Source organism: Pseudomonas sp. S37, from assembly GCF_016658545.1.
In the GTDB taxonomy this organism is placed as follows: Bacteria; Pseudomonadota; Gammaproteobacteria; order Pseudomonadales; family Pseudomonadaceae; genus Aquipseudomonas.
Genome location: NZ_JACVZC010000079.1, coordinates 1 through 16,026, shown reverse-complemented (window position 1 = coordinate 16,026; position 16,026 = coordinate 1). Strand labels below are relative to the sequence as shown.

At 63.7% G+C, this 16,026-nt stretch carries 14 protein-coding genes, 2 pseudogenes and 1 riboswitch; of the genes and pseudogenes, 6 read left to right on the top strand and 10 right to left on the bottom strand.

Annotated features, from left to right (window positions below):
• Window positions 1-104 precede the first annotated feature (104 nt).
• Window positions 105-311: riboswitch (cobalamin riboswitch) on the bottom strand.
• A gap of 162 nt (window positions 312-473) precedes the next feature.
• A complete protein-coding gene (locus IAE39_RS20365) occupies window positions 474-1,220 on the top strand; it encodes a hypothetical protein (protein ID WP_201205871.1) in 747 nt (248 codons plus the stop codon).
• Between the two features lie 132 nt (window positions 1,221-1,352).
• On the opposite strand, the gene IAE39_RS20360 is transcribed toward IAE39_RS20365, so the two are convergent.
• From IAE39_RS20360 to lpxO, 3 genes are all read right to left on the bottom strand, one after another.
• Entirely contained in the window at window positions 1,353-1,922 is a 570-nt protein-coding gene (locus IAE39_RS20360) for a GNAT family N-acetyltransferase (protein WP_201205869.1), read from the bottom strand.
• Between the two features lie 78 nt (window positions 1,923-2,000).
• Window positions 2,001-2,345: a carboxymuconolactone decarboxylase family protein gene (locus tag IAE39_RS20355; protein WP_201205867.1), complete on the bottom strand. Its 345-nt coding sequence runs from the start codon at window positions 2,343-2,345 to the stop codon at window positions 2,001-2,003.
• 223 nt (window positions 2,346-2,568) lie between these two features.
• Window positions 2,569-3,468, bottom strand: coding sequence for a lipid A hydroxylase LpxO (gene lpxO, locus IAE39_RS20350; RefSeq protein ID WP_201205865.1), 900 nt, complete (start codon window positions 3,466-3,468; stop codon window positions 2,569-2,571).
• A gap of 158 nt (window positions 3,469-3,626) precedes the next feature.
• On the opposite strand from lpxO, the gene thpR reads away from it, so the two are divergent.
• Entirely contained in the window at window positions 3,627-4,172 is a 546-nt protein-coding gene (gene thpR / locus IAE39_RS20345) for an RNA 2',3'-cyclic phosphodiesterase (protein ID WP_201205863.1), read from the top strand.
• A 7-nt stretch (window positions 4,173-4,179) separates the two neighbouring features.
• On the opposite strand, the gene IAE39_RS20340 is transcribed toward thpR, so the two are convergent.
• The 4 genes and pseudogenes from IAE39_RS20340 to IAE39_RS20325 all read right to left on the bottom strand — a co-directional run bounded on the left by IAE39_RS20340 (window position 4,180) and on the right by IAE39_RS20325 (window position 8,112).
• Window positions 4,180-6,612 carry a TonB-dependent siderophore receptor gene (locus IAE39_RS20340; protein WP_201205860.1) on the bottom strand — a complete coding sequence of 811 codons (2,433 nt, stop codon included), beginning with the start codon at window positions 6,610-6,612 and terminating at the stop codon, window positions 4,180-4,182.
• A 90-nt stretch (window positions 6,613-6,702) separates the two neighbouring features.
• Window positions 6,703-7,098: pseudogene (locus tag IAE39_RS20335) on the bottom strand (iron dicitrate transport regulator FecR); the annotation flags it as partial.
• Window positions 7,098-7,391, bottom strand: a pseudogene (locus IAE39_RS20330) (sigma factor); the annotation flags it as partial. The pseudogenes IAE39_RS20330 and IAE39_RS20335, both read right to left, overlap by 1 nt.
• Window positions 7,392-7,515: 124 nt before the next feature.
• Complete coding sequence (locus tag IAE39_RS20325; RefSeq protein ID WP_201205858.1) at window positions 7,516-8,112, bottom strand: NAD(P)H-dependent oxidoreductase; 597 nt, start codon at window positions 8,110-8,112, stop codon at window positions 7,516-7,518.
• A gap of 92 nt (window positions 8,113-8,204) precedes the next feature.
• Between IAE39_RS20325 and IAE39_RS20320 the strand changes: the two genes are divergently transcribed.
• Complete coding sequence (locus IAE39_RS20320) at window positions 8,205-8,804, top strand: TetR/AcrR family transcriptional regulator (protein ID WP_201205856.1); 600 nt, start codon at window positions 8,205-8,207, stop codon at window positions 8,802-8,804.
• A gap of 130 nt (window positions 8,805-8,934) precedes the next feature.
• Here the strand turns inward: IAE39_RS20320 and IAE39_RS20315 are convergent, their stop codons facing one another.
• Window positions 8,935-9,840, bottom strand: a complete 906-nt coding sequence (locus IAE39_RS20315) for an AraC family transcriptional regulator (RefSeq protein WP_201205854.1) — start codon at window positions 9,838-9,840, stop codon at window positions 8,935-8,937.
• A gap of 182 nt (window positions 9,841-10,022) precedes the next feature.
• On the opposite strand from IAE39_RS20315, the gene calA reads away from it, so the two are divergent.
• Window positions 10,023-11,075 carry a vanillin reductase gene (calA, locus tag IAE39_RS20310; RefSeq protein WP_201205852.1) on the top strand — a complete coding sequence of 351 codons (1,053 nt, stop codon included), beginning with the start codon at window positions 10,023-10,025 and terminating at the stop codon, window positions 11,073-11,075.
• Between the two features lie 142 nt (window positions 11,076-11,217).
• On the opposite strand, the gene IAE39_RS20305 is transcribed toward calA, so the two are convergent.
• Window positions 11,218-12,534, bottom strand: a complete 1,317-nt coding sequence (locus IAE39_RS20305; RefSeq protein WP_201205851.1) for a hypothetical protein — start codon at window positions 12,532-12,534, stop codon at window positions 11,218-11,220.
• A 205-nt stretch (window positions 12,535-12,739) separates the two neighbouring features.
• Between IAE39_RS20305 and IAE39_RS20300 the strand changes: the two genes are divergently transcribed.
• A complete protein-coding gene (locus IAE39_RS20300; protein WP_201205849.1) occupies window positions 12,740-13,939 on the top strand; it encodes a sugar transporter in 1,200 nt (399 codons plus the stop codon).
• Window positions 13,940-14,004: 65 nt separating this feature from the next.
• Here IAE39_RS20300 and IAE39_RS20295 read toward each other — a convergent pair whose 3' ends face one another.
• A complete protein-coding gene (locus IAE39_RS20295; RefSeq protein WP_201205847.1) occupies window positions 14,005-14,829 on the bottom strand; it encodes an aldo/keto reductase in 825 nt (274 codons plus the stop codon).
• A 247-nt stretch (window positions 14,830-15,076) separates the two neighbouring features.
• Between IAE39_RS20295 and IAE39_RS20290 the strand changes: the two genes are divergently transcribed.
• Window positions 15,077-15,955, top strand: a complete 879-nt coding sequence (locus IAE39_RS20290; protein WP_201205845.1) for a DMT family transporter — start codon at window positions 15,077-15,079, stop codon at window positions 15,953-15,955.
• Window positions 15,956-16,026 lie beyond the last annotated feature (71 nt).

The window sequence follows — 16,026 nt, the reverse complement described above, 5'->3', positions numbered from 1 at the left end:
CTGCTGCAGGAATGATTGGATCCCGGTGGAAAACACGCAAAGGAGGCGTTCCGTACAGGCAGGCGCGCGCACGGATACCGGCCTGCGCCCGCCCACCGCGGGTTGCCAAGTGACGCTTCAGGCCGGTCTCCGGGCTTGCGAGGGGCATGAAACCTTCACCTTCCCATGCGTGTGCACAGTGGTCTGTCGAAGGGTTCGCTCGCTTACCGTTGCGGGGGCAGCGCCGGACTTGTCGTGGGCAACACGACGCACCGGCTTCCCGTTTCACCCTGCGCGCGGCGGCGCAGGGCACCTGAAACTGGCGCGCATCTGACCACTCGGCAGCACGGTCGTCAACCTTGCAATGGGCTGGCAGTACCGTGATAGACGGCAAATTTCTGAATGTTTAGTGAAATTATTTCGAACTTTGGCGGCGTGGCTATTCTCGGTATTAGGGATCGCAATTCGTTCACATGTCATGGAGACATTAATGCATGCCTAGCCATAACCTACTGCGTCACACCTGCCTGCTGGCCCTGATGGGCAGCCCGTTGGCTGCCAATGCCGCACCCAGCACCGAGCCACTGTTCACGGTCGGCATACTGGGCGCCTACGACGAGTTCAAGTTTCAGGGCGGCAGTGAAACGCAGACCGAACATGTTGATGAGGGCGGTATCTTCGCCAGCTTTGGTAACAAGATGACTGCGGAGTCCGGCTTCATCTACCAGGTGGGTGCCGAAGGCAAATATGCCGAGAAGCACGATAACAAACTCAAGGAGGGCCAGGCAGGACTGGACCTTGGCTGGCGTGCGGCGCTGGATGCGCGCAACTTCGTCGATGTGATCGTCGGTGGCGGCTACATGTGGTCACGCTTTGAGACCGAACACCGCAGAATCGAAAGCGAACTGACTTACAAGGCACCTTTTGCAAAAGCGGCGCTGGGTTACAACCACCAGTTCGATTCGGCCACCTTGCGCATGGAGGCCGGGGTGCGGCGCACGATGGATGGCCGGGTAAACCTGGATGTAAAACACTATGGCAGTGACAGTGCGGACATGAAAGACCGCACCAACCCCTACGCCGAGGTGACTCTGCTGATGAACCAGCAAGGCAACCTGCCCATCCAGGCAGGCGTGTACTACACCCGCACCGAGTACCGGCTGGATGACGAGACGTTGCTGGCCGATAACACCGAGCTCAAGCGTGATGAGTACGGTTTCAAGTTAGGGTTGGCTTTCTGAGGTTGATGGGCTGACGGGGCCGGCCTCTTCGCGGGTGAACCCGCTCCTACATCAATTGCACTGACCTCAAGCCATGTGCAATACCTGTGGGAGCGGGTTTACCCGCGAAGAGGCCGGCCCTGCTTGAGCCAATCAGCGCCCACGCCGGCGCGAAACCCGTGCCTCGATATTCTTGCGCCCGATCAGCAGTGGCGGCTTCTCTACCACCGGCTCATCGGCCAGCCACTTGTACATCACCAGGCAGTCCACCAGCCCCAGGCGGGCATGGCGATAGGCCTTGGGCAAGCGGCCAACGGTCTCGAAGCCCAGCTTGTGCCACAGCGCCACGGCCACTTCATTGCTGGCGACCACCGAGTTGAACTGCAGGGCCAGAAAACCTTCCTGGCGGGCCAGCTTCTGCGAGTGCTCGCACATCAACCGGGCCACGCCGCGCCCCCGCGCCTGTTCGCAGACCATGTAGCCGCAGTTGCCCACATGCGCGCCAGGCCCGGCTGCATTGGCCTTCAGGTAGTACGAGCCCAGCAGTACGCCGTCCTCTTCGGCCAGCAGCGTGTGCAAGGGCAGCTCCAGCCACAATTGGCGGGCTTGCTCTACGCTGAGGGATGGGTCGAAAGCGTAGGTTTCGCGGGCCTGGACAATGGCCTGGAAGGTGGGCCAGAAGCGCTCGAAGTCTTCGGCGGCCATGGGGCGGATGTGGATCATGCGGGTTCCTGAGCGGGCTAAGGCGCCCAGTCTGGAGGCCGCGGCGCCATCGTGCAAGGGCGACGGCGCCGCAGGGGCTCAGCCGCTGGCCTTGCCCACGGCATCCATGGCCCGCGCCGAGTAGACCAGCGCGGCACCGGCGTTCATGGCCACGGCCACGCCGAGTGCCTCGGCAATTTCCTCGCGGCTGGCGCCATGCTTGACCGCCTGCTGCGAATGCACGGCGATGCAGCCGTCACAACGGGTGGTTACGGCCACGGCCAGGGAGATCAGCTCGCGGGTCTTGGCGTCCAGGTGGTTGGTCTTGGCCCCGGCACCGCTGGCGGTCATGTAGCCGGCCACGGTGTCGGGGGACAGTTGCTTGAGATCGCCGATGCCGGCCATCAACTGCTTACGGTAGGCGTCCCAGTCCATCATGCTCATCGTCGTCACCTTGGGGTGGTTGCGAGTGGAGCTTTCAGGCTAGACGAAGAGTGGCAGGTGTGAGGCTTGTACTTTGGGTGGGTAAATGCTGGCCTTTGTAGGAACGGGTTTACCCGCGAAGCAGGCGACGCGGTGGATGGCACCGGCTGCGCCGGTGTTCGCGGCTAAAGCCGCTCCTACAGCCGCTCCTACAGCCGCACCTACAAGGGATTGCGTACAGCCGTCAGATGTAGATGAACACCAGTACCAAGGCTGCCACCACGGCCCACTTCTCCAAGTAGTAGCGCATGCGGTTACGTTTCTTCAGCGCCTTGCCGCGCTCGCGGATCTTGTAGATGCGGGTGAACAGGCGGTTGATGCCGCCGGTCTTGTCGCCGGCCGTATTGGGTGCGGCGGCAGCAGCCATGACGTTGCGGCTGAACCAGCGGTTGAACGCGGTTGCCCAGCGGTACTTGAGCGGGCGCTCGACATCGCAGAACAGGATGATGCGGTTGTGTTCGGTGTTGTTGGCGGCGTAGTGGATGTAGGTTTCGTCGAAGATCACCCCCTCACCATCGCGCCACGAATATTTCTCGCCGTCCACGTCAATGTAGCAACCGTCATCGTTCGGCGTGTCCAGGCCCAGGTGGTAGCGGTACGAACCGGCATACGGGTCACGGTGGCGTACCAGCTTGGCGCCTGGTGGCAGGGTGGCGAACATGGCCGCCTTGACCGTGCCGATACCTTGCAGCAGCTCGGTGGTACGGGGGCACAGGGCCATCGCCGACGGGTGGCTCTCGCCGTACCACTTCAGGTAAAAACGCTTCCAGCCGGTCTTGAAGAACGAATTGAAACCGACGTCATCGTAATTTTCGGACTTCTTGATTTCGCCCACTTGCAGCAACTGGCGGCCTTCCTCGCGGATTTCCTGCCAGTGGTCCTGCAACGGTTTCAGTTCGGGGAAGGCCTCGACCGGCAGGTAAGGCTTTGCCGGGTGCCTGGAAAACAGATAGAGGAAGCTGTTGACCGGGGCCAGGAAACTGGAGTGGTCGCCCAACTGACGGGTCAGCTTGTGGCGCACCCGACCGCGCAGGTGAACATAGGCGATCGAGAGGACGAAGATAAGTACGAGTGCAATTTTCATGGACGTTTACTTGTCGGAAAAAGGCCATGTGCCATGGCATAAGCCCGCCAGCATAAACAATCATGAGGGTTGTTTGTACTTATTGTTACGAAACTGCAGGGCGACATTGGTGTAATGCCCTACAGTCTTGCGCAAACGTTTCAGGTTCAGGAGTTCGTATGGTTCAGGATCTACGCCCCAGTGGCAGCCCGTTCAAGCGGCTGTTCTTCGCCTTGCCGGTCAGCGATGCCCAGCGCCGTGCGTTGGCCCGGTGGCGGCGCAACCTGAACCTGCGCAGTGGCAAGCCGGTGCCGGCTGCCAACTTCCATGTGACGTTGCTGTTCCTGGGTGACGTTGATGCCGCTCAGGTGCCTGCAATATGTGCGGCAGTCGACCAGTTGACGCTACCAGGCTCGGCGCCTCGCTTGCTGCTCGACCGCCTGCAGGTGTGGCCGCGGGCCGGCGCCCTGGTGCTGGAGGCGCAGCAGGTACCGCCGGCACTGCTGCAGCTGGTGTACGGCCTGCAGCAAGCGCTGCTGCCGTTGGGGGTGGAAGCGGCCAGCCGCGATTATCGCCCGCACCTGACCCTGTCCAGGGATTACCGCGGCCAGCCGCCAGAGGCCAGCAGTGCGCCGGAATTCTTCCTCGGCGCCCGGCACTTCGGCCTGTACGAATCACGCAAGGGCGCGTACTGGCCTTTGGCCGAATGGCCGCTGGGGCAATGACCGTGGCTCACAGCTCGGGGGTGTATTTGACCGTCAACAGGAAGTTGCGCGGCTCGCCGTAGTTGTTGCTGCCATTGAGCTGGTTGAAGCCCGCGACCCAGTACTTCTTGTCGAACAGGTTGTTGGCGTTGACGGCAACGTTCACTTCTGGCGTCAGCTGGTAAGCCAGGCGGGCGCTCCACACCGTGTAGCCGGGCACGGTGTAGGTGCGCTCGTAGCCCAAGGTGTGGCTCTGGGTGGTGAAGCCCAGGCCGGTGCTCCAGCGTTGGCCGTCCAGCGGCAAGGTGTAGTCGGCCCATGCACGCAGCATGTGCTTGGGGGGCCACTGGCTGAAGGTTCGGCCCTTGCTGTCGGGGTCATCAAGGAATTTGGTGGTGTTGTAGGTATAGCCGGCAAACAGTTGCAGGCCACTCAGCACTTCGCCGCTGATCTCGGCTTCGACACCCTGGCTGCGCACCTTGCCGGCAGCGGTAGAGCAGTACCAGTCGTCGCAGGCGAAGCCCGAGGCCACGTCGGTGACGGCGCGGTTTTCCTGGTCATAGCGGAACAGGGCAAGCGAGGCGTTGACCCGGCCGTCAAGCAATTCGCCCTTCAGGCCTGTTTCGTAGTTGCTGCCGATGATCGGTTTGAGTGGTGTATTGCCCACCGCGCGTTCGGTTTGCGGCACGAACACGTCGGTGTAGCTGGCGTACCAGGCCCATTCGCGGGTCAGGTCGTAGATGAAGCCGGCGTAAGGGGTGACCTGCCCCGATTCGGTCATGCGGCTGGTCGGGTAGCGGGTACCCGGGTCGGTCAGGCTGTTGAAGTCGATCGAGTCCCAACTGTAGTCGAACCAGCTGACACGTGAGCCGAGAACCAGCGTAAGGTCCTGGGTCGGTTTGACGCGCCAGGCACCATACAGGCCCTTCTGGCGGATGTCGTAGCTGGCCCGGTTGGAACGTGCCACGTCGCCGTCGAAGATGCTGTCACGGCTGGGTTCCAGGCGGTCATGGTCGATGTCGAAGATGTTGCCGCCAGCATCGAAGTTGCGCCAGTAGGCGTCGTCCGAGGTCAGCTTGGAGTAGTTGCCGCCCAAGGTGATTTCGTGGGCGAGGGGGCCGGTGTCGAAGTGGCCGACCACGTTCATGTCCAGGCCGAGTTTGGTCGAGTGAAAATCAGTGAGCCAGTCGGCGTAGGTGATGCCGCTGCCGTCGGGTTGAACGCCTGTGCCGGTGCTCTGCACGCGCTGGTGCGTGGACGTGTTCACTTCGTCCATGCGCACGGCTGCGGCCTTGAACGCCCAGTCATCGTTGAAGCGGTGTTCCAGGTCCAGGTAGTAGGTGGTGACGTCGTTTTCTGCGCGGCTCCAGCGCGCGCCCGTGTAGGTCGAACGCGGCAAGTCCACTGCCTGGCCGGTAGCGTAGCGCGGGATGCCGCGCAGCATCGGCCTGGACTGCTGTCGGCTGTAGCTGATACCGCCGCCTACGGTGGTTGCATCGCTCAGGTCAATGTCCAGCGCACCGTACAGCGAGTGGTTCTTTGTCCACACATAATCGATGAAGCTGTCGCTCTGGTCTTCGTCGGCGACAATCCGCCCGCGCACCCGGCCGTCGCTGGTCAGCGGGCCGCCGGCATCCAGTTGCAGGCCGTAATGGTCCCAGGAACCGGCCTTGCCGGTGAGGGTAACGGTCGGTGCCGCCTGGCCGCGCTTGCGCACCAGGTTGATCGCGCCACCTGGGCTGCCGGTGCCTTGCAACAGGCCGGAAGCCCCACGCAGCACTTCGACGCGGTCGAAGAACACCAGGTCCTGGGTCGCCCAGTTGCCCAGCGAATAGTTGTTACGCGGGATCGGCACGCCATCGTACTGCCAGTCGTCGATCTGGAAGCCGCGCGAAGTCACCACCACGCCTGGGCCAATGCCCTGTGCGCCGACAATGCCAGTGGTGTGGTTGAGCGCGTCCTGCAAGTCGGTGATGCCCTGGTCATCCAGTTGCTTGCGGGTGATGACGGTGACGGACTGGGGGATTTCCTTGAGGGTGTGGGTGCCTTTGCCCAGGGTTACTGCTCGCGCGGCATACGAGCCGCTGCCTTCGCTGGTGGCGCCCTGATAGTTGTCGTTGATGCTGGTTGTGCCCAGCTCCATTACGTCATCCCCCAGGCTGGCGGGGGCCACGCTGAAGTGACCCTCGGCAGAAACCCGCAACTGCAGGCCACTGCCGGCCAGCGCGGCCTGCATCGCCTGTTCGGCGCTCATCTGGCCGACCACGGCAGGCGCCTGCTTACCGCGCACCAGCCCAGGCTCCAGGGCGATGATGTGCCCGCTCTGGCTGGCTATACGGTTGAGCGTATGGGCAAGGCTGGCGGGGGGCAGGTCGAACGCCAGGGTTTGTGCCTGGGCAAGCACATTGAAGCTGGCGAGCGCGGCGACAAAAGGCAGGGCGCGGGGCAGGGGGTTGTACACGGATTACTCCCGAATGAAGTGGCTTTCAGGAGGTATGTGGGACGAGCGCGGAAAACTTGCCAGATTTGCGAATGATTTTCAGAAATATTTTCATTGGGTGGTTTTTCGATCAATCAAGGTCAGCCATGGGCCGCAGCGTTCGACGGTGATCGGCAAGGCTTCAGCCAATACCGAAAGGGCCTGTTGCGGTTGGTCCAGCGGGAACACACCTTGCACACGCAGGTCACGTGCGGCGGGGGCAAGCCGGATGTAGCCACGCTGATAGGGGCGTAGTGCTTCAACCACGGCATGCAGCGGCTGGTCGAGCACCTCCAGGCGGCCGTCCAGCCAAGCGGCCCGTTGCAGTTGCTCGCCGCTCAGGCGCTCGATGCCGTGGTTGTGCAGCAAGGCTGCCTGACCTTGTTGCAGCTCTGCCCACTGGCCATCGGCCAGGCTGACGCGGACACTGTGTTGCAGCACCACCACACGGGTGGCGTTGTGTTCCTGGCAGAGGGGGCGACAGCCTCGGGCAGCCGGGCCAGATGTTCCAGGTAGGCCTGTTCGAGTTGTCGGCGGCGATGGCGGTCGAAGATCAGCCGGCGGGCGATGACCGTCAGGTAGGCGCGCGGCTGCTGGATGGTGTCCGGGTCGACCCGTGCGCCGAGCATCTGGCAGAACGTTTCGGCGGCGGTGTCTTCGGCATCGGCGTGGTTACGCAGGCGTTTGTGGATGTGCTGGAGCAACCAGCGATGGTGGTCGCTGAAGAAGAAGCCCAGTTTTCGGGTTGATGTGCTGTCCAGCGCCTGGCATCCGCTCGTGAGTGAAAATCGTTCTCAATGGTAGCCGGGTCGTTTGCTGTCCTGCAATGGGGCGGCGCGCCGGGCCGAGGGTGTCGCTCTTCGGCCAGCGGCGCGCGGGCTTGGCTCAGGCTGCGGCCTGGCGATCGCCAAACAGGTTTTTGCCCACTGCGTGGGCGTGCTGCAAATGGCGAAGCGGATCGAGCCCTTCACTGTCATCCAGCAACGTCGAGCCGAGCACTTCGGCACCGCAGTAGTCGAAAATGCCGTGCTCGATCTGCACGCGCATCGCCGCGCCATAACCGTGGCGTTCGAACGTGGCTGTATCGGCACCGGCTACGCTGATCAGGTGCACTTTCATGCCGCGCAGCTTCTTCACGGTGCTGGTCCCGTCGAAGTCAAACGCCCAGCCGTTGCTGAATACCCGTTCGACCCAACCCTTGAGCAGCGCGGGCAGCGACCACCAATAGATGGGGTAGACCAGCACCAGCGCATCGGCGCGGTCGATGCGCGACTGTTCCTTGAGCACATCAGCCGACGGGGCTGCCAAGCGACGGTGTACGGCATGGTCAGCCAGGCCAAAGCGCGGATCGAAACCTTCACTGGCCAGGTCGGCAATTTCGCTGCTGTGGCCGGCGCTGGCCAGGCCCTCAGCCACCTGCCGGGCCAGGGCATGGGTGAGGGATTGCGGGTCGTGGTGAGCGACAACGATCAAGGCATGCATGGTGGGTTCTCCAGGGCGGGGTGCGGAATTACCCTGAGCGCTATATACTCAAGGTAAGTTACGTTTAGTAAGTTACTTTTGGTAGGTAATCGATGTCAAGCGATGATCAAGCCCGTTCACGCAAGCGCCTTAGTCGCGATGAACGCCGTCGGCAGCTGCTCGATGTGGCCTGGCAACTGGTGCGCGAGGAAGGTACCGATGCGCTGAGCCTGGGCCGTTTGGCGGAACAGGCCGGGGTGACCAAACCCGTGGTCTACGACCATTTCGAAACCCGTACCGGGCTGTTGGTGGCGCTGTATCAGGAATACGATGCGCGGCAGTCGCAGATGCTCGAGCAGGCCCTGGCTAGCTGCGAGCCCAGCCTGGCCAGCCGTGCCCGGGTGATTGCGCAGGCGTATGTGGATTGCGTGATGAGCCAGGGGCGGGAGATACCTGGGGTGTCGGCGGCGTTGGCCGGGTCGCCGGAGATGGAAGCGTTGAAGCGGGCCTATGAGCAGCCGTTTCTGGACAAGTGCCGAGAGGCACTGGCCGGGTTTTCGCCCAGCGGGAACGTAGGCGTTGCCGGCATGCGTCTGCTGGTGGGGGCGGCGGATGCCTTGTCGCAGGCGGCTGCGGCAGGGGAACTGGAGGCTGGCCAGGCCAAGGCTGAACTCAAGGCGGCAATCATCGCTATGGTCGAACGACAATCATGAGGCCTACGCGATCAGTGTGGGAGCGGGCTTGCCCGCGAACACCGGCAAAGCCGGTGCCAGCCACCGCGTCGTCTGCTTCGCGGGCACGCCCGCTCCCACATTGATCGTGCATGCTTTAGAGATTTGTCTGTTACACCGGCAAACTCTGATACGGCAACTCATCCCCCGGGCTGCGCTCGAACTGGCGTTTGTACTCGCGGCTGAACTGCGACGTGCTCTGGTAGCCCACCCGGTGCGCCGCCTGCGCCACGCCCAGGCCTTCGCCAATCAGCATTTGCTGTGCCTTGAGCAGCCGCAAACGCTTCAGGTACTGCATCGGCGCCATGTCGGTGCAGCGCTTGAAGTGCTCGTGAAAGGTCGAAACGCTCATGTTGGCGCGCGCGGCCAGGGCTTCCACGCTCAAAGGCTCGCTGTAGTGCTCACGCAAGTGGGCGAGGGCTGCGCCGATGCGGGCGAAGTGCCCTTGCTGTTCCACCAGCGCCCGCAACACGCCAGCTTGCGGGCCGCGCAGGGCGGTGTACAACACCTCGCGCACACGCGCCGGGCCCAGCACTTTGGCATCCAGCGGGTCCTGCAGGCAGTGCAGCAGCCGCTCCACGCTTTCGCGCATCGGCGCATCTAGCGCTGCGGAGGTCATCGATTGCGGGGTTTGCGCCTGCACCGCAGCGTCTGGCGCCAGGTCCATGCTCTGCACCAACTCACCCAGCACACCGCGGTCGATATCCACCGCCACGCCCAGCAGGGGCGCTTCGCGGGTGGCGAAGGTTTCGCACATGAACGGCACTGACAGCGCCTGCACCAGGTAATGCCCGGCACCGTACTCCAGGGTGCGCGGCCCCAGGCGCGCCAGCTTGCTGCCCTGGGCCAGGATCATCAGGCTGGGCTCGTAGATCTGTGGGCTGCTGGCCACGTAGTGGTCCCAGCTCAGTACCTGCACCTGGGGCAGGTGCGTAGGTACGAAGCCTGGTCGCGTGGCCAGGCTGCGGATCAGTGCGCAAAGTGGCGCGTTGGCGTCGACGTGGCGGGTCAGTTGCATGGTCAACCAGAGGGCAGAGAATCAGACAGCCTAATCATCGCAGATTGACGGCATGGCGCCAGATGGCGGGTGGCATATTCGGAGAATCAGGCATGCATACCGGAGAATCAACCGTGGGCGCAGCGACAAACGGCGCGCAGAATGCGCCGCCTGAATCGTTTCACTTTCCTGCGAGGCCCTGCATGTACACCGCCATCGGTTACGCCGCCCAAACCCCCACCAGCCCACTGGCCCCCATGACGTTCGAGCGCCGTAGCCCGCGCCCGGACGACGTTGCCATCGAAATCCTGTACTGCGGCGTGTGCCACTCCGACATCCACCAGGCGCGCAACGAATGGGGCATTGCCGTATACCCGCTGATGCCTGGCCACGAGATCATCGGCCGGGTTACGGCGGTGGGTGACCAGGTCACCACGCACAAAGTCGGTGACCTGGTGGGCGTTGGCTGCATGGTTGATTCGTGCCGTCACTGCGAGGCCTGCGCCAAGGACCTGGAGCAGTACTGCCTGGAGGGCCCGACCATGACCTACGCCACCCCGGACCGGGTCGACGGCAGCAACACCATGGGCGGTTATTCCAGCAGCATCGTGGTCAGCGAGCACTTCGTGGTGCGCATCCCGGCCGGCATGGACCTGCCCAGCGCCGCGCCAATCCTGTGCGCCGGCATTACTACCTATTCGCCGCTCAAGCACCACGGCGTAGGCCCGGGCCATAAGGTCGGCATCCTCGGCATGGGCGGCCTGGGCCATATGGGCATCAAGCTGGCCAAGGCGCTGGGCGCGGAAGTGACCCTGTTCACCCGTTCCCAGGCCAAGGCCGAGGAAGCCCGGCGCCAGGGGGCCGACCATGTGATCGTGTCCACTGACGCCGAACAGATGCGCGCTGCAGCCGACCGTTTCGATTTCCTGCTCGACACCATTCCGGTGCAGCACGACCTGAACCCGTACCTGGAAACCCTGAAGTTCGACGGTGTGCACATTCTGGTCGGCCTGATCGAACCGATCGACCCGGCGGTACACGCGGCCAACCTGGTACTCAAGCGCCGGGTGCTGGCGGGGTCGTTGATTGGTGGTATTGCGGAGACTCAGGAAGTGCTGGACTTCTGTGCCGAGCATGACATCCGTTGCGACATCGAGATGCTGGATATCCGCAATATCAACCAGGCCTATGAGCGCATGATCGCCGGGGATGTGAAGTACCGCTTCGTGATCGACATGGCCACATTGCAGGGCTGATGAATCAGTTGCCTGAACTGGCCTATTCGCGGGTAAACCCGCTCCTACAAGGACCGCGCAGAGTCTGAACTTTGTTGCGTCCCCTGTAGGAGCGGGTTTACCCGCGAAGAGGCCGGCACAGGCAACAAAGATGATGGCGCGGTTACCAGGCCATCGCCCTGTCCCAGCCTTTCCAGAACAACCACCGCCGCACCTCGCCATGTGCCCCGGTCCCGATCTGCCACGCTGGCCGCCCGCCGTCCAGGGCAATCACCGACACGATCCCCGCATGGCTCGCCGCCACCAGCGTGCCCCCGTCGGCACTGATATCCATGGCACTGATGGTCGACCCCAAGTAGTGCTGCCAATGCTCTGTGCCATCCTCGCCAAATGCCCGCAGGTAACCATAGGCATCCCCCACGATGTATTCGCCAGCACGCGCCACCCCGGCATACACCCGCGCGCCATCCTGCACCAGCGGGGTACGCGGGTCCTGGCTGTAGTAATCGGTTTGCAGCCCCGGCAGGTCAGCCACCCGGGCTGCCAGCGTGGCACCGCTGTAGAAGTGGCAGGCATTGAGGATCAATTGGTCACCAGCCTGGTTGAACAGCGCAAAGTGCGGGTATTCGCTGCCAGGGCCGATGTCGGCCACAAGCCTGAGCTGGTCGTCCAGCACCCGGTGCCGGCTGCCTTGCTCACCCACCACGATCCAGCGGCCATCCGCCGACACTGCGCCATGCTCCATGCTCAGCCCTAGGCTGATGTCTTCCGGCTCGGTACCTTCGGCCAGCTCATCGAGTACCCGCGTCTGGTCTGGCAGCAGACGCGTCGCACCCTCGGTGGCCAGTACAAAGGTGCCTTCGGCACTCACCAGCAGCACGCGCTGGCCATCGGGGAAGGGCGTCAGCGTGGTCGGCGTGGGCGGCAGGTCGAATGGCTCGAACGGGTAGCCCGCTGGCAACCCCTCCAACCCGGTCGGCCAGGCCAGCCGCTGCACCTGCGGGCCGCCCCAGCCATCGGTCACGCGCACACCCTCGGCATTGGCCAGGGCGAAGTAGCGGCGGGCCGGGCAGCGACCGAAATACTCGATGCCGATCACCGGGGTTACCCCGTGGTGGTCGATACGCACCACCTGGCCCTTTTCGTAGGGCATGCCGATGCGCGCCAGCAGGCTGTTGTCATCCAGCAGCAGGACATTGCTGATACCTTGGCCGTGGTCATCGAGCAACGGCAGCAAGGGTTGATGCGCGGGGGGCCAGGCTGCGCGGAAGGCCTGGCGTTGTTGCTCGTCGGCATCTGGGCGGTTGGCCGCCTGCAGGGCTGCCAGCCAGGCGTCGAGCAGGTGCCCGGTGGCTGGCACCGCTGGTTCTTCAAGATTGTCCCAGCCTTGCGCACGGCCCTGCGCGATATAGTCGTTGACAGCCTGGGCATAGGCGGTAACCGCCTGCTGCCATTGCTGCTGGGGGTGCTGCTTGTCCATGAGCGGATCGGGCTCCTTGTTGCACATGCGTTTCATGCAAAGCGCGCATGGTACTCCTTCTGCCTGAGTTGCGGTTGTGAGGCCCCGGCTTGACGCGTACCATGCCGGGCATTCCTATTCATAACAATGCGTACGTCGGCAGCCTTGCAAGCGGGTGGCTGGCGTGCGACCTGTTGCCTTGTCTGCGGAGAAGCATTTTTCACCCATGAACGGACCCACCCCCACCCACATGCCGCCCACGACGGGCGGCGGCAGCTGGCTGAGCGTCATTGCCCTGGCTTTGGCGGCCTTCATCTTCAACACCACCGAATTTGTCCCGGTGGCGTTGCTCAGCGACATTGGCCGCAGCTTCGACATGAGCACTGCCCAGGTCGGCCTGATGCTGACTATTTACGCCTGGGTGGTGGCGCTGGCCTCGTTGCCGATGATGCTGCTTACCCGCAACATCGAACGGCGGCGCCTGCTGCTGTTCGTGTTCCTGGTGTTCATCGTCAGCCACTTGCTGTCGTGGCTGTCACAAAGCTTTGCCATGTTGCTGGTCAGCCGTATCGGCATTGCCCTGGCGCATGCGGTGTTCTGGGCCATCACCGCTTCGCTGGCCGTGCGCGTGGCGCCGCCAGGCCAGCAGGCCAAGGCGCTGGGCCTGCTGGCCACCGGCACCACCCTGGCCATGGTTTTGGGCATCCCGTTGGGCCGCGTGGTGGGTGAGGCGCTGGGCTGGCGCATCACCTTCCTGAGCATTGCCGGGGTGGCGCTGGCTACCATGCTGTGCCTGATGAAATCGCTGCCGCTGCTGCCCAGCCAGAATTCCGGCTCGCTGCGCAGCTTGCCGGTCCTGTTCAAGCGCCCGGCGTTGGTCATTACCTACCTGCTGGTGACGCTGGTGATCACGGCGCAATTCACCGCGTACAGCTACATCGAGCCGTTCGCCTTGCACGTGGCACAGATTGGCGGCGAGCGCACCACGCTGTTGCTGCTGCTGTTCGGCGGCGCCGGGGTGTTTGGCTCGTTGCTGTTCAGCCGCTACAGCGAGCGCTTCCCGCATGGCTTCCTGGTGGGCTCGATCGGCGTGCTGGCGGCATGCCTGCTACTGCTATTGCCGCTGTCGGGCAACTTCTACCTCTTCGCGGTGTTGAGCATGTTCTGGGGTGTGGCGATTCTCAGCTTCAGCCTGTCGCTGCAGTCCAAGACGCTGAAACTGGCGTCTGACGCAACCGATGTGGCCATGGCGCTGTTCTCGGGCATCTACAACATCGGTATCGGTGGTGGTGCGTTGCTGGGCAGTATCGTCAGCAGCCAGATGGATGTGGCGGATATCGGCCTGGTGGGCGGTAGCGTGGCGGTGGTCGGATTGCTGCTGGCAATGGCCAGCACCCGACGCTTTCGCGAGGCGCTGGCACACTGACTGGGCAGCTTTGCGTGGCCGTACCGGTATCTTGGCGGGTGCAGCTTTCAGGGCTTGAGTAAGGCTCAGCTATTCCAGTCCGGCGCAAACGCCGGGCTGACCACGCGTTGGTCCTTCGGCAGCCCGGCGATCGCCGCGCGGTCTTCATCGTCCAGTTGCACGTCCAGTGCTGCCAGGTTGGCCAACTGGTTTTCCCGGCTGCTGGCCTTGGGGATCGCCGCCACACCGTCCTGGTCCAGCAGCCACTTCAGTGCCACTTGGCTGGGCAGCACGCCGTGCTTGCGGGCGATGTCCTGAATCACCGGCTGCGCCGCCGCCTGGCCCCGGGCCAGCGGGGTGTAGGCGGTGAGCAGCAGGTCACGGCTGCGGGCATACTCGAGCAGCGGTTGCTGGCTGAGCAGTACGTGGTACTCCACCTGGATCGCCGACAGCGGCGCACCCAGGGTTTCCATCACTTGGCGCAGCAGCCCCAGCGGGAAGTTGGCCACACCGATGTGGCGCGCCTTGCCCTCGTCACGCAGTGCCACCAGGGTGTCGATACTGCGGGCCAGGTCCCAGTCCTGGCCAGGCCAGTGGATATGGAACAGGTCGACCTGCTCGGTACCCAGGGCGCGCAGGCTGTCTTCCAGCGACTGGCGCATGGCCTTGGGCGCCAGGCGGTCCCACCACACTTTGGTGGTCAGGTGGATCTGTTCGCGCGGCACGTCGCTGTCGCGCAGGGCCTGGCCGACGGCCGCTTCGTTGTCGTAGGCGGTGGCAGTGTCGATGTGCCGGTAACCCACATCCAGCGCCTGGCGCACGGCCTGGGTGCACGCGTCGCCGGTCATGGGCCAGGTGCCCAGGCCGATTGCAGGCAGGTTGAGGCCGTTACGGGTGGTGAGCCTTTGCATGTAAATTCCTTGTAGGGTGTGCAGGGTTCGCGGTCGATGGTCGGCGATCAGCACCGCACGGGCCATGCGCACGGAGCGCAAAGTGGTCGATCAGCGAACACAAATTGCTTTGAGCCTGGACAAGCGGCAAATGAACTTCCTTATCCTGCGGCATCTCTTCTAGAATCCGAGCTGTTGCATCCGCCAAGCCAGGCCTGTGCGGCCTTCCCTGGGCGTGGCGTGCCGCCGCGTCGTCATCGAGAGAGCCATGAGTTCCAGCACACCGCTGTCCGGCGTCAACCAACCCCTGCGCGGCATCGCCCTGGTGGTGGTGGCGACGTTCCTGTTTGCCAGCCACGATGCCTTGTCCAAATTCCTTGGCGGCCTGTACCCGATCGTCATGGTGGTGTGGGCGCGGTATGTGGTGCATACGCTGCTGATGGCCGGCATTTTCCTGCCCAAGTCCGGCCTCAACGTACTGCGCACCCGCCGCCCGCTATTGCAGACCTTGCGTGCCCTGAGCCTGTTGAGTACCAGCCTGCTGTTCACCACCGGCCTGCAATACCTGCCGCTGGCCGAGGCCACGGCGGTCAACTTCCTGGCCCCGGTGCTGGTCACCGCGCTGTCGGCACCATTGCTGAAAGAGCGGGTGACGGTCGGGCAGTGGGTGGCGGTGGTGCTGGGTTTTATCGGCGTGCTGGTGGTGGTGCACCCGGGTGGCGCAATGTTCACCCCGGCGATCCTGTACCCGTTCGGTTCGGCCTTGGGCTTCTGTTTCTACCAGTTGCTGACGCGCATTCTGGCTGCGTATGACAGCCCGACCACCAGCAACTTCTATGCGGGGCTGTGCAACACCCTGGCGATGAGTGCGCTGGTGCCGTTCTTCTGGGAGGTGCCGCGCTGGGACCACGCCTTGCTGATGCTGGCGCTGGGTGGCTTCGGCATGACCGCACACCTGCTGCTGACCCAGGCCTTCCGCCATGCGGCACCGGCGTTGCTGGCGCCGTTCAGCTATTGCCAGATCGTGTTTGCCGGGTTGCTTGGGCTGGTGGTGTATAGTCAGGTGCCGGATACCTTGAGCCTGGTGGGCATTTCGGTGATCTGCCTCAGCGGGCTGGGGGCGGCGTGGATGCAGCGGGGCAAGTAGAAGCTAGACAGGTTAACGCGGACCCTTGTAGGAGCGGGGGGGGGGGGGGGGGGGGGGGGGGGGGGGGGGGG